General features: G+C 68.5%; 12 protein-coding genes. 5 read left to right on the plus strand and 7 right to left on the minus strand.

Going from position 1 to position 13,589, the window contains the following annotated elements:
• The first annotated feature begins 2 nt into the window (after nt 1-2).
• Both C1746_RS11000 and C1746_RS11005 read left to right on the plus strand, forming a co-directional pair.
• Nucleotides 3-806 carry an isocitrate lyase/PEP mutase family protein gene (locus C1746_RS11000; protein WP_116714635.1) on the plus strand — a complete coding sequence of 268 codons (804 nt, stop codon included), beginning with the start codon at nt 3-5 and terminating at the stop codon, nt 804-806.
• A gap of 39 nt (nt 807-845) precedes the next feature.
• Nucleotides 846-1,559, plus strand: a complete 714-nt coding sequence (locus tag C1746_RS11005; protein ID WP_116714636.1) for a histidine phosphatase family protein — start codon at nt 846-848, stop codon at nt 1,557-1,559.
• Here the strand turns inward: C1746_RS11005 and C1746_RS11010 are convergent.
• Complete coding sequence (locus tag C1746_RS11010) at nt 1,544-2,374, minus strand: DUF3097 family protein (protein ID WP_116714637.1); 831 nt, start codon at nt 2,372-2,374, stop codon at nt 1,544-1,546. The genes C1746_RS11005 and C1746_RS11010 overlap by 16 nt on opposite strands.
• Nucleotides 2,375-2,483: 109 nt before the next feature.
• On the opposite strand from C1746_RS11010, the gene C1746_RS11015 reads away from it, so the two are divergent.
• Complete coding sequence (locus tag C1746_RS11015; protein ID WP_116714638.1) at nt 2,484-3,500, plus strand: Clp protease N-terminal domain-containing protein; 1,017 nt, start codon at nt 2,484-2,486, stop codon at nt 3,498-3,500.
• 7 nt (nt 3,501-3,507) lie between these two features.
• Here the strand turns inward: C1746_RS11015 and C1746_RS22035 are convergent, their stop codons facing one another.
• Nucleotides 3,508-4,344: a DUF1206 domain-containing protein gene (locus C1746_RS22035; RefSeq protein WP_162867633.1), complete on the minus strand. Its 837-nt coding sequence runs from the start codon at nt 4,342-4,344 to the stop codon at nt 3,508-3,510.
• Nucleotides 4,345-4,372: 28 nt separating this feature from the next.
• Here C1746_RS22035 and C1746_RS11030 point away from each other — a divergent pair, with 28 nt between their 5' ends.
• Together C1746_RS11030 and C1746_RS11035 are read left to right on the plus strand one after the other, a co-directional pair.
• Nucleotides 4,373-5,611: an amino acid aminotransferase gene (locus C1746_RS11030; protein WP_205711810.1), complete on the plus strand. Its 1,239-nt coding sequence runs from the start codon at nt 4,373-4,375 to the stop codon at nt 5,609-5,611.
• A 94-nt stretch (nt 5,612-5,705) separates the two neighbouring features.
• Complete coding sequence (locus C1746_RS11035) at nt 5,706-6,530, plus strand: hypothetical protein (protein ID WP_116714640.1); 825 nt, start codon at nt 5,706-5,708, stop codon at nt 6,528-6,530.
• A 168-nt stretch (nt 6,531-6,698) separates the two neighbouring features.
• On the opposite strand, the gene C1746_RS11040 is transcribed toward C1746_RS11035, so the two are convergent.
• The 5 genes from C1746_RS11040 to C1746_RS11060 all read right to left on the minus strand — a co-directional run bounded on the left by C1746_RS11040 (nt 6,699) and on the right by C1746_RS11060 (nt 13,313).
• Nucleotides 6,699-7,199 (minus strand): hypothetical protein, encoded by a 501-nt coding sequence (locus C1746_RS11040; protein WP_116714641.1) that lies wholly within the window; start codon nt 7,197-7,199, stop codon nt 6,699-6,701.
• Between the two features lie 8 nt (nt 7,200-7,207).
• Nucleotides 7,208-8,296, minus strand: a complete 1,089-nt coding sequence (locus C1746_RS11045; protein WP_205711811.1) for a TFIIB-type zinc ribbon-containing protein — start codon at nt 8,294-8,296, stop codon at nt 7,208-7,210.
• 113 nt (nt 8,297-8,409) lie between these two features.
• Nucleotides 8,410-9,588, minus strand: a complete 1,179-nt coding sequence (locus tag C1746_RS11050; RefSeq protein ID WP_116714642.1) for an SPFH domain-containing protein — start codon at nt 9,586-9,588, stop codon at nt 8,410-8,412.
• A 96-nt stretch (nt 9,589-9,684) separates the two neighbouring features.
• The gene (locus C1746_RS11055; RefSeq protein ID WP_116714643.1) at nt 9,685-10,053 is read right to left on the minus strand and encodes a hypothetical protein; all 369 of its coding nucleotides are present in this window, start codon (nt 10,051-10,053) and stop codon (nt 9,685-9,687) included.
• Complete coding sequence (locus C1746_RS11060) at nt 10,050-13,313, minus strand: DEAD/DEAH box helicase (RefSeq protein WP_116714644.1); 3,264 nt, start codon at nt 13,311-13,313, stop codon at nt 10,050-10,052. The genes C1746_RS11055 and C1746_RS11060 overlap by 4 nt, the downstream gene beginning before the upstream one ends.
• Between the last annotated feature and the right edge of the window lie 276 nt (nt 13,314-13,589).

Here is a 13,589-nt window from a genome sequence, read left to right on the forward strand (position 1 = left end):
CCATGACCACCGCAGCACGGAGCACGCTCGCCGACCTGCACCGCCAGGGCACGTTCATCCTGGCCAACGCCCACGACGCCGGCTCAGCGCGACTGCTGCAGGCGCTGGGCTTCGACGCCGTCGCCACCACCAGTGCCGGCTACGCCGGGACCCTCGGGCGGCAGGACATGGCCATCCGTCGAGAGGAGCTCCTGGAACACGTCGCGGTCGTCACGACGGCCGTGGACATCCCGGTGTCGGTTGACGCCGAGCGCGGGTTCGGCGACACCCCCTCGGCGGTGGCAGAGACGGTCGACGCCCTGGCGGAGGCCGGTGCAGCAGGCTGTTCGATCGAGGACTACAACCCGGACTCCGGTGCCATCCAGTCGGTCGAGGAGTCCGTCGAGCGCCTCGAGGCCGCCGTCGGGTCTGCGACGGCACACGGCATGGTGATCACGGCGCGGGCCGACAACCACTTCCACAGGGTGGATGACCTGGATGACACCATCCACCGACTGCAGGCCTACGCCGCGACGGGAGCCCACTGCGTCTACGCGCCGGGCTTGCGGGACATCGAACAGATCACGCGCGTGGTCACCGAGGTCGACGCGCCGGTGAACGTCCTGCTGTACCCGCGCGGCCCATCGGTGTCAGAGCTGGCTGCGGTCGGCGTACGCCGCGTCTCGGTGGGGAGCTTCCTGTTCCACGCGGCCACCAAGGCCTTCGTCGACGCAGCGCGCGTGCTCGCCACCGACGGGATCCTGGACGCGGAGGCGGTCCGCTCGGACCGGGACCTGCTCCGGGCCGCGTGGCCAGCCGGGGCCTGACCACCGATCTCTCAGGGCGGCCTGGCTACTGTGGCGGCGATGACGCAGACCGACTCACCCGCCCAGTCCGAACCCGTCCGCCAGTTCCGCTTCCGGCTTCCGCCCGGTGGGTGCGACATCATCCTGGTTCGCCACGGCGAGTCCCAGCCGGCCGTTCCCGGCGTGGCCTTCCCGACGGTCAACGGGCAGGCCGATCCACCACTGGCTGACGAGGGCCACCGCGAGGCCCGGGCGATGGCCGATCGGTTGCGGCACGAGGACGTCAGCGCGATCTACACCAGCAGCCTGACCCGAACCAAGCAGACGGCGGCACCCCTGGCCGAGTACCTGGGGATCACGCCGGTCGAGGAGCCCGACCTGCGCGAGGTCTACCTGGGGGAGTGGGACGGCGGTGAGTACCGGATTCGGATGCGCAGCGGGGATCCGCTGGTGGCCGACATCGTCGCCCAGCAGGACTGGGCACCGATTCCCGGGGCGGAGTCGATGGCCGATCTCTGCGCCCGGGTGAAGCCGGCGCTGGAGCGCATCGCCGCCCGGCACGCCGATCAGCGTGTGGTGGTCGTCGCCCACGGCGGCGTGATCGGAGCGGCGCTGCACCTGGCGACCCGCGCCGACCAGTTCGCGTTCGTCGTCTCGGCCAACGCCTCGATCTCACACCTGGTGATCACCGAGGATCGGTGGATCCTGCGCCGGTTCAACGACACCGGTCACCTGGCAACCGATCTGGACAAGCCGGTTCAGCCCATGACCTGATCGGGGACCAGGAAGTCCAGCAGCTGCTCCACCGCGCCGATCAGGGGGGTCTCGAGATCCGCGAGGGAGGAGACCCCTCCAAGGGCCCGTCGCCACACGTCACGGTGATCCCGGACACCCAGCGCCGCGGCCACGCCTTCCTTCCAGGGGCGACCCCTCGGGACGTCCGGCCAGGCGGGCAGGCCGAGCACCCGTGGGCGGACACCGGCCCACACGTCGACGTACGGGTGGCCGGCGATCAGGACGTGGTCCTGGGCAGCCTCGGCGGCAATGCGAGTCTCCTTGGAGCCCGGGACGAGGTGGTCCAGCAGGACCCCAAGTCGTCGTGTCGGCGACGGCTGGAACGCGCGGATGGCAGCCGGCAGGTCGTCGGCGCCGTGCAACGGCTCGACCACGATGGCGAGCTCACGCAGCTCCTCGCCCCAGACCTTCTCCAGCAGTTGGGCATCGTGTTTGCCCTCGACCCAGATCCGACTGGCGCGGGCCACCTTCGCGGTCTGGGTCGCGGCCACCCGCGCGCCGCTGGCGGAGGTCAGTGTGGCCGGTCGGGAGATGCCGACGCCGCCCTTGGTCAGCCGGATCGGCTTGCCGCCCTGCGCGAACCGGTCAGCTTCGAAGGGAAAGGCTCGCCGCCCCCCGTCGTCATCGGCTTCGAGGATCACGACCCCTGACTCGTACTCGACGACCGTTCCCTCGAAGCGGCTGACCCGGTCGGTCAGGCGGAGCCCGAGCCGGAGGGTCACGTGTCGTGGTGGCGGCTGCTTCTTGGCGGGCACGGCCAAGACGTCGGCCGCGTAGCGGGGACGGCGGTTCATGGGCGGATGACCGTACGACAGTGGCCCGCGGATTCGCTGCAACGGGGACGGGGACTGTGACTGTCAAGAAAGTCTTGACGCGTCCTGGATGTCAACCTACGGTTGACGCATGACCATTCCGCCATACCGCCTCGACGACCTGATCGCCGCCGTGACCGCTGACGGCCGTGCAGCCGACCCGCTCGGTGACGTCAGGCGCGCCGTCCAGACAGCCGAGCAGCTGGGGGAGTTGGCGGATCACCTGGTGGGCCACTTCGTCGACGAGGCCCGGCGCGCCGGCGCGTCGTGGGCCGACATCGGGGCCAACATGGGGGTCACCCGTCAGGCGGCTCAGCAGCGCTTCGTGCCCCCCAACGCCGATGAGCCACGGCCGGTCGAGCCGTCGGCCTTCGACCGCTGGAGCGAGGCGGCACGCGATGCTGCGGCCGCCGCCATCGAGCGGGCGCGCCAGGCCCAGCGCGACAGCGTGGGCGGGGAGGACCTCTTCCTCGGTCTGCTGGACCAGCTCGACTCGATGGCCGAGCAGGCCTTCGAGGCCTTCGAGGTACCACTCGAGCAGGTCCGGGAGGCCGCACTCAAGGCCTTCGGACCGCCCGCCTCACCTCTGGCGAAGCAGGGCGGCGACCGGCCAGAGACAACCTCGACCGAGGATGGCTCTGTCGACAGCCCAGACGGGTCGGACGACGCCCGGGGGACCGATCAAACCGTCGACACCGTCGCCACCGACGAGGTCGACGAAGCCCACGAGACCGAGCAGACCGACGGTGACGATCAGGCGGACGACGCTGACCAGGCCGCTGCGACGGCCGGCCGGGACGAGGGGAGTGCCGGCTTCGACCGCGGCTCGACTCGCGACGAGGTGTGGGAGGCCTTCGAGCGAGCGGGTCGCCATCGCGGCCCGCGGCGCACGGACGAGCTGCCACCGTTCCCGTTCGGTCGGGACGCCTCCCGCTTCATCCAGATGGCCCTGCGCGAGGCCCTCCGGACCGGCAGCGGCTCGGTCGGCCCGGAGCACATGCTCCGTGGACTCCTCCGCGACGACACCTCACCGGCGTGGGCTCTCCTCCGCAGCCTCGGCATCACACGGGAGCAGGCGGAGGAGTGGCTCCGAGACCAGCGATCCTGACAGCGGCTCAGCCGGCGGTGCGCATCGTCCCCCACCTGGCCATGGCGACGCAGTACACCGCGTAGCAGAAGAAGCCAGCGCCGATCAGAGTCAGCAACGGGAGCCCGGCCCCAGAGCCGGCGAGTGTCTGGATCGCCTTGTCCACGCCGCCGGCCTCCGAGGAGTCGGACTGCAGGGCGGCTTGACCGAAGAGGACGCCGACGGTGCCGAAGACGAGCCCGCGGGTGACGTGACCGGCGACGCCGGCCCACCTGGTCACCGACTTCTGAGTCCCGGTCGGCTGCCGGAGCTGGTCCATGAAGTCGCGGGTCCAGGCGTCCTTCAACTGGCTGATCGCAACCCCGAACATCACCAGGGCGATGATCGCGACCAGGAACCGGCCGCCAGGCAGCTCGAGGAGCCGTCCCGTCAACTGCTGGCTCGAGCCGCTACCGCCGCCCCCGCCGCCCGATCCGGTGATCTCCGAGATCGCATAGAACGTCAGCCCGCCGTAGATCACGAATCGGACGACGTAGCTGATGCGCATCACAACGCCCTTCATGCCGTCCTCGCCACTCGGATTGATGAAGGCGTGGAGCAGCCTCAGGAGCGCGTACCCGGCGAGGCCGACAGCCAGCAGGCTGAGCAGCACGGTGCCGTAGGACTGCTCTGACAGCTGAGCGATGGCGCCCTGGGAGCTGGCGTCACCCTCAGCGCCACCAGCGAACCCGACCGAGGCGGCGATGGCGCCGATCACGGCGTACAGCACACCCTTGGCGAGGAAGCCGATCGAGCCGAAGCGTTCGACCCACTCACTGCTGAGGAAGGAGTAGGCGGCTGCACGAGTTTGGTCTGAGGCTGTCACGTGTGCCCCCTTCCCCGATGTGTCACCCGTGACGCACACCGAAGTGGACTCCGCCGCGCGGCGTAGGCTGGCGGCGATGCTCGAGAACCTCTCACCGCTGCCGCCTGACCCGATCCTCGGCACCACGGTTGCGTGCCGCAACGATCCGAACCCCAGCAAGGTCGATCTGGGTGTCGGCGTGTACAAGGACGCTAGTGGCAACACGCCGGTCTTCGAGGCCGTCGCCGAGGCCGAGCGTCGGGTGCTGGCGGACCAGACCACGAAGGTCTATGTGTCCCCGCCCGGGGATGAGCGGTTCATCGGCGGCATCACCCGCCACCTCTTCGGAGCCGACCATCAGGTGGTGACCGATGGTCGAGTGGGCGCCGTCCAGGCGCCCGGTGGGTCGGGGGCACTCCGTGTCGGGGCCGGGCTCCTGCTCCGCGCGCAGGCCCACACCGAGCTGTGGGTCTCGACGCCCACGTGGGGCAACCACGTCCCACTCCTCGGAGCGGCCGGGCTGGACATGCAGCACTACCCCTACTACGACAAGGGGGCGCACGAGATCCAGTTCGACGAGATGGTCCAGACGCTCAAGGAGCGCGGCCCCGGCGACGTGGTCCTGCTGCACGGCTGCTGCCACAACCCGTGCGGCGCCGACCTGACCCACGAGCAGTGGGACGTGGTCGGCGATCTGGCCGACGAGCGCGGCTTCACCCCCTACGTCGACCTGGCCTACCACGGCCTCGGCGAGGGCATGGACGCCGACGCCTACGGGGTCCGGATGCTGGCGGACCGGCTCCCCGAGATGCTGGTCAGCTACAGCGCCAGCAAGAACTTCGGGCTCTATCGGGAGCGGACGGGGCTTGCGTTCACGGTCAACGCCACCGCCGAGGGCGCGAAGACGGACACGTCCCAGATGGCCAACATCGCCCGTGAGCTGTACTCGATGCCTCCTGCACACGGCGCCTCGATCGTGGGGGAGATCCTGGCCGACGAGGAGCTGACGACGCTGTGGCAGGACGAGGTCGCGACGATGCGTGAACGCATCAACGGTCTTCGTGCGCTGCTGTCGGACGAGCTGCGTGAGGCGACGCAAACCACTGAGTTCGACTACATCGCAGGCGAGCGCGGGATGTTCAGCTTCCTCGGCCTCTCACCGGAGCAGGTCACGCAACTGCAGGCCGAGCACAGCGTCTACCCGATCCCCTCGAGCCGCATCAACATCGCCGGGGTGACGGAGGAGAACGTCGACTACGTGGCACGCTCGATCGCCGCTGTCGTCTGACCGGCGTCCACGCGAAGAAAGCCTGATTCGGCAACGCAACTTTCGGGGCGACTGCGAGTCCAATGCCTGAGAACCGACACGAGGGGCTTGCACAATGCTGAACGGATTGAAGGGGGCCATCACCGGCGCGATCGGTGCGGGCTTGGTGATCGCGCTGGTCGCGGTCGGCGTCGTCGACTTCTCGCTGCCCGACGCGTGGTCGCCGGACGCCATCGCGAGGAACCTGGCTGATGATCTGGTCGACGTCGAGGAAGCTCTCGAGGTCAAGGAGCCGGCGACCATCGTGACCGTAGAGCCGATCGCCCTCGACTGCCGCGCCCGGGTCCAGGCGACCGTGCCGGTCGAGGGCATCCGCGAGGTCGAGGTCGCGGGCGTCGTGATCCGCACCGACACGGTGACCGTCGACGCCGAGGGCGACGTCGACACCTGTGTGGACGCAGACCAGGTCGAGATCCGTCAGTTCGCCGATGGTGGCTGGTTGGTCGACATCCCCGGGGAGGCAATCCAGTTCGTCCGACCGCGGGTCGACATGGTCGCGAGCGCGGAGAACGTCGAGTACGACAAGGGCTTCGTCGGAGAGCTGACCGACCTACTGCCCGGGGTTGCCGATGGCGACTCGATGATCCCGGCAGCCTACGCCTTCGCCCAGCAGGTGATCGGCGGTGACGCGTGCATGCGAGAGGCGTTCGACGTCACCAGTCAGGCGCTCGAGCAGGCCTACGTCGATCAGGTCGTGGCACAGGGGCTCGATCCCGAGCAGGTGGAGGTAACCATCGGTGACCCTGATTTCGACCAGAACAGATTGCCCGACGAGACAGGTGACATAGACTTTGTCGTGCGCAACCAATCGGTACGATGCATGCTTGCACCTGGAGCACATGACGGGGCTCAGCCCAGCTGGGACGAGTCGGCTCCGTAAACGGGATGACGGGTTCTGATGTCGAGGTACGCACCTCCGACACAGCCGTCAACGACACAACTTCACAGCCCGGCGGTCAGCCGATCCCCCTCACCTTGGCTGGCCGCCGATCGATCTGGCCACCTGCGGCCTTACCCCTCAAGAGGTCGCAGGTGGCCAGCTTCCTTTTCAGGCCTCGCCGGTCATGCCCTGGATCCGGCCACGGAGATCCTCCAGTGCTCGGACGTCCTGCGACGCCGTCGAGTGGGTCTGGCGGACCGCCAGGTCGGCCGCAGCGGCCTCGATCGCGGCAACTGACACCTCGATCTCAGCGATCGCCGGCTCACGAGAACCGACGGGAAGGGTTGCGGCCTTGATGAGCCGCTGGTCGGTCTGGCGGACGTGCTCCTCCAGTTCGACCCGAAGTTCCAGGCCGGCCACATCCTCATCGAGGGAGGCGGACACGGTCCGCAATGTCTTCGAGACATCAACCAGACGGCGGTGCAGCTTCGCCTCAGGAGTGTGTGCTCCGGCCCACTCCTTCGGTGCGCCGTGGTCCATCCCGAGGTCGAGTTGGACGGCCTTGGCCTGGCGTTCCTGCCCCTTCTTGGCCAGCGCCACGACGAACGCGATGCCGACCCCGACCACAGCGACGACACCGAGCAGTGAGAGGATCAACAGGGCGCTCATGGGGGCTCCTACCCGCTTCGGGCGACGGCGATGATGATGACGATGAGGATCGCGATGGCCACAGCGGCCGCGATCTTGACCTTCGAGTATGGCCGCTCGCCCACGACCTCACCGGTGGTGCCGTTGATCATCACCTGGTAGGTGGCGCCACCGTAGATGACGGTGAGCAGCCAGATGGGCAGCAGGACGTGCTTGAAGGTCATCGCTCCCCACCGGGTGTCCTTGTGATGGATCCGCTGGTGGTCTCCGCCGATGTCTCGTCGGACCTGTTGGGTGATGACCTGGTCCATCTGCCGCTGCGCATCCTCCAGGCAGTGGTCCACGGTGTGGTCGTAGGTCCTGCTGAGATGGCCGGCCAGGAACTCGGGGCTGAAGGGCCTGACCTGCTCCATCGGCCACGGCTCCAACCGGTTCACATAGCGCGTGTTGAGTCCGGTGTTGGCGAGGACCGCGACGTCGTCGAATGACGTCTGGATCCGCCCAGCCGCCGGTCGCCAACGCGTCCGGGTCTCGGTCCGGCGATTCTGGCCCGAGCCCACGGTCACGGTGTAGTTGTCGCCCCGTTGCCCTCGGTAGGTCGTCTCGGTCTCGGCGTCGTAGGTGAAGTAGGCCGTGTAGACGGACTGAAACGACCCCGCGCGGCTGTACTCCTTGAACTCCGTGGGGGCGAACCACCGACTGGACACCCAGTCCTTCAGCTGCCCCTCCGCCGTCCTCTGGTCGACCGTGAACGGCAGGACCGCATCAACCGGCAGGCGCTCGGGGGCGTCGTGGACGTCGTCGCGTTGGATCGGTGTAGCGCAGTACGGGCACCGTTGCGCGGTCCAGGTACCCGTGAAGGTCGTGTGTCCACCACAGTTCTGGCAGACGATCTCCTTCTCGCCCTGCACGAGGGACTGATGGCCGGCCTGGCGCTGCTGTTGTGCGGCCAAGGCCGCCCGTAGGTCGTTCTCGACGACCTGTCCGGTGACCTCCGCCAGCTCGGCGGTCGTCCCGCAACTCGGGCAGCGCAGGCGCTGCTCGCCGATGTGGAACTCGAGCTCCCCACCACACACCTGGCACGGGTAGGTCCGGGTGTCCTCGGTCCGGTGGCGCATCGCGTGGCCGACGGGCGGTGGGCTGGGATCAGGAGCGGATGGGGGTGCAGTTGCGGAGGGTTGTTCAGGCGGCGGAGGTGGCGGGCCTCCGAACTCCTCGTTCACCACTGCAGCTAGCCGGCTGGCGTGTCGCTGGCGTCAGCAGCCGGAGCGGGCGGGGGTGCCGCACCGCCCGCCGGCGGCAGCGGTGGCGGGGCGTTGAACAGGCCAGCCAGCGCCGGGACCTGGCCGGCAGGGGTCCACCCTGACATGCCGTTCGCCCAGACCAGGGTGTCGGCCGATACCTGGCCCTGGCCGACCGCCTGCTGGAGCTGGGGGATGCCGTAGGGCCCCAGCTGCTGTCCGTTGACTGCCACGTGGAAGGACTGCGCCCCTGGCAGCGGCGGCGGAGCACCAGCCCCGCCCGTCTGCTGGCCGAAGGCGTTGGCCATCTGACCGGCCATGGCCATGCCCAGGCCGATTCCCATCGCATCGCCGGCAGCGCCACCCCCCGGGTTGGAGGCCGCCGCGATCATGGCGTCTGATGCGCGAACCTGCTGGAAGCGGTCCAGGTCGCCGACGTTGCGGGCGTAGCCACCCTCCTCCACACCGCGTGCGACCCCGCGGGTCATGGCCTGTGTGATCTCCTCAGGCAGGGAGATCCGCATGGTGATGTCGGGGATCGACAGTCCGAACTCGTCGTCGACCTTCTCCTGGACGTGCTCCCGGAGCTGGCCGGCCAGCTCGACCTGCTTGCCCTGCAGGTCGATCGCGCCGACACCGGTGTCGAGGACCATCTCGCTGAACGCCGTGGAGATCACCTGGCGGAGGAGCTCGGCGATCTCGTTGGCCTCCACCTCGGAGTCGGTGCCGATGACCTCCCGCAGGAAGATGTCGACCTCCTCGATCTTGACCATGCACAGGCCGTTGGCGCGGACCTGCACCATGCCGAAGTCGGGGTCCCGGATGGTGATGGGCGCAGGCGTACCCCACCGCAGGTCGGTGATCGGCCGGGTGTTGATGAAGTACACCTCGGACCGGAAGGGACTGCGGAAGCCGTGCTCCCATCCCTGGAGGGTGGAGAGGATCGGCAGGTTCTCCGTCCTCAGCTCGTAGTTGCCCGGCATGAACTGATCGGCCAGCTGCCCCCGATAGACGAACACGGCCCGCTGCCCCTCTCGGACGATCAGCTGGGCGCCGTTCTTGATCTCGTTGTTGTAGCGCGGAAAGCGCCAGGCCAGTGTCGTCCGGGAATCATCGATCCACTCGATGATGTCAACCAGTTCACCCTTGAGCTTGGCCATGAGGCCCATGTCGGTCAATCCCTCTGTGTCGATGAGCAGCTGTCGTCATCAATTCTCACATACGGGACCAACCCGTGTCGGCAGATCTTGGCCGGCGGCGAAGGGCTACTCGCCGAACTCCTCGACCAGCTCCTCGGGTTCGATCAACCCGGCAGCCGCCGCCAACGCGCCTGACAGGGTGACGGCCTTGTCGTAGATCGCGGTGAAGTAGTGCATCGCGATGGTCTCGTGGCCTGGCAGGGGAGGAGGGCCGAGTGAGTGCGGAACCACGGCCGGCTCGGTGCTGATCCGGACTTCCGAGGTGGGCTGAGGCAGCTTCGCAGGATCGCCGAAGAAGCCAACCTGCTTCTTCGAGTTCTGGCGACCGCCGGACTTCTGGCCGGATCGTCCCTTGTTGGACTGGCCCTTGTTGGACTGGCCCTTGTTGGACTGATTCTTGTTGCTTCCCTTGCGTCGTCTCCTCGCGGCGCTCATGCAGACACCAGCTCCCTCGAGGTCTCCTCATCCGAGTCGTCGGTCAGAAGCGCGTCCTGGTCGATGCCGAGGGCCTTCTGCAACTGGTCGGCGTCCAGGTCGCCCACGGAAGACGACTTCGGCAGCGCCAGGTCGGCGATCTGCCGCTTGCCGGCGACGACCTCCTCAACCCGCTCGTCGACCGTGCCAGGGCACACCAGCCGGTGGGCCACCACGGTCTTGGTCTGACCGATCCGCCAGGCCCGGTCGCGCGCCTGGTCCTCGACGGCCGGGTTCCACCAGCGGTCGTACAGGACCACGTGGCTGGCCGCGGTGAGGTTGAGGCCGGTCCCGCCGGCCTTGAGGCTGAGGACCAGTGCGCCCTTGCCGGTTCCGTTCTGGAACCGCTCGATCATCTTGTCGCGAGCACCACGCGCCAACCCACCGTGGTAGCAGTCGATCTGCTGGCCCGTCCGCTCGGTCAGGTACGCCGCCATCTTCTCGCCCCACTGCGCGAAGTGGGTGAAGATCAGCACCCGCTCGTCAGCGTCGAAGACGTTGTCGACGATCTCGTTCAGGCGGGCCAGCTTGCCCGACCGACCGTCCAGCGGGCCGTCGTCGCCGTCCCGGTAGGCGGCCGGGTGGTTGCAGATCTGCTTCAGCGCGGTGATCGCGGCCAGCACCGCGCCCTTCTTCTTGGGTCGGTCCAGCCCGTCGTCCGCGGTCTCCTGCATCAGGTTGTCGAGGACCGCCTGGTACAGCCCGATCTGCTCGGGGGTCATCGCACACCGGTCCAGCGTGTCGATCCGGTCCGGGAGTTCGGCGGCGATGCTCGGCTCGGCCTTGGTGCGGCGATACACCATCACGCCGTTGAGGGTGCGGAGGGCCTCCTCGGCCGATGACCGACCGTCGGAGGTGTTGGAGAGCTGCGCGATGAACGTCGACCGCTCACCGATCAGGCCCGGGTTGGTGAAGTCGAGGAGGGCCCACAGGTCGCCGAGTCCGTTCTCGATCGGCGTGCCGGTCAGGATGATCCGGCTGTGGGCATCGAGCCGGCGGAGCTGCTGCGCGGTCTCGCTGGCCGGGTTCTTGATGGCCTGCCCCTCGTCCAGGACGACCATGTCCCAGGCGAACTCCTCCAGCATGTCGATGTCCCGCATCCCGGTGCCGTAGGTGGTGATCAGCACGTCGGTGGTCTCGAGCTGCGAGCGCAGCTCGCGGATGCCGGCGCGGTTCGGTCCGTGGTGGACCCGCACCGTCAGGCCGGGCGTGAAGGACTGCGCCTCCGAGGCCCAGTTGCCCACCACGGCCGGCGGCGCGATCACCAGGGAGGGTGCGCCTCCCTCGTGCCGCGGCCGCTTGGTGGTCGCCAGGTGGGCGAGCAGCGTCGGCGTCTTTCCCAGACCCATGTCGAGGGCGAGGATTCCGCCCAGACCGGCGTCGTGCAGGAAGGCGAGCCAGGCCAGCGCGTCGGCCTGGTAGCTGCGCAGTTCGCCCTCGAACCCGTCGGGGCTCGACGGCGGGTGCTCGGGGATGTCCTGGGCGCTGCGCAGCAGATCGGCCGCCCAGCTGTCGCCCTCGACGGCGACCCCGCCGTGCAGGACCGTCCCCTCCAACCCCATGGCGTGGCGCAGCATCTCGGCACCCGACATCTGGGTCTTGTCGGCCCGCTCAGCAAGCGCCTCGGCAGCTGCCTCCAGATCGGCCTTGTCCAACTCGACCCAACGACCACGGGATTGGACCAGCGGGCGGGCCTCCTGCGACAGCCGCATGATGTCGGCGGCCGTGAGCTCGACATCGCCGAAGACCGCCGACCACTGCACGTAGGTCAGCTGCTGGGCCCCGACGGCGGTCTCGCTCGACTCGGTCGCAGTCAGCTTCAGGCCCGGGCGAGGCTTCTTCCGGGACAGCGGTGGGACTCGGACGTCGAACCCGGCGGCGCTCAGCACCGTGCCGGCTTCGGTCATCAGCTCCCACGCCTCGTCCTGGCTGAGGATCACCTCGCCGCGGCGTTCGGCCTTGCCACGCAACAAGGGCTCGTAGATCCCCTCCAGGCGGTCGAGTTCGGCCTTGATCTGCTCGCGTCGGTTCTGCGATGCGTTGGACATCGCGGCGTCGACGGGCTCGAGCTTGCCACCCGAGGAGCTGATGACGGTCCGGACGTACCAGGCATCGCTGTCGTCGGGCTCGTCCAACTCGATGATCAGCGTCGCCTTCGACGTCCCGGTGACCCCTCTGGCCCAGGTGGCCATACCCTTGGACAGCTCATTGCCTCGTTGGGTCGGCGCGTCGAAGATCCGACCGTTCATCAATGCCAGGATGGTCTCGGCGACCTCCGTGGCCGACCGCGGCTTGGGTGGCGGCGCGGGCACCTCCACGCGTTCGGCCGCGTCGGTGCAGATCGCGTCGACGACGCCACCCAGCACGTCCTCGGTGAACTGACGCCGGTCGTTGCTCTTGGACAGGCCCATGACGGCGCCAGGCATGGACTTCGACAGAGTCTGGAACTCCTCGGAGTTGATCAGTGCCGGCACCCAGTGGACCTGATAGTCACTGCGGCCGCCGCCTCCACGACCGCCATTGCTTGAGGAGTCCTTCCGCAACTGGGGGACCATCCGACCCTGTGCGCACAGCCGGACGGCCAGGCCAGCGGCCAACGCCATCCAGGTGAGCGAGGCACCGACACGCTCGTCGTCATGGGTGCTCCGCATGGAGACCAGCCACCCCAGGCAGTCCTTCATCGTTGCGACGAAGGCTGCAGCGTGCGTTCCGTCGGGCAGCGGCATCCCCGGGTGGGCGGACCACGGGACCGTGCCGGCCCCGATGTCGTCCAGTCGGCTGCGCAGCTCGTCCTCGTCGGCCGTGTCGGCGTCGTTGCCGCCGGCCCACACCACCACATCCCCCTGCTCCCAGGTCAGCTGGAGGCCGGTGACGCCAGAGGGCTCCGACTCGTCCTCGTCCTCCTCGTCTTCCTCGTCGTCCTGCTCCGGGGCCGGCTCCTCGGGTTGCCCGATGAGTTCGGCCAACGCCGACTGGAGGTCCTGGAGGTGGGACTCGAAGTCATGCAGCGCCAGGCCCCGCTCGGGACCGTGGACGTCGGATCGGATCCGCTCGAGCACCGTCTCGGTCTCGGAGATGAGATGACGCAACGCATAGACCCACTCCCGCTCGTTCTCGGCCAGGAGGCGGTCGTCGTGGTCAGTCGTCAGTCCGTCGATGTGCGCCAGTGCCAGTCGTCGGTAGTCCGAGCGAACCAGCGCACTTCCCGGCTGGTTGATCAAGGTGGTGATCGTGGCTTCCTTCGGGTCCGCCGCGGGGACGGGTGGGGAGAGCAGACATGCTGTCGCTGATGCCCGGCGGCGCAGCTGCTTCCGCGTGGCAGTAGCGAGTGTGGTGCACCCGCTGAGCGAGAGGTCCCGGCAACCACGCACCGCCCCTTGCGGCTAGCGCGGCAAGCCAGACCTTCCCAGATACTACATCTCCTCCAGCCTCGCGTCGATCTCGAACGAGCCTGCGGTCGCAAATCCGATCTGCCGAAGCCCGCGGCGCGTGTGAGG

Source organism: Euzebya tangerina (assembly GCF_003074135.1).
Lineage (GTDB): Bacteria > Actinomycetota > Nitriliruptoria > Euzebyales > Euzebyaceae > Euzebya > Euzebya tangerina.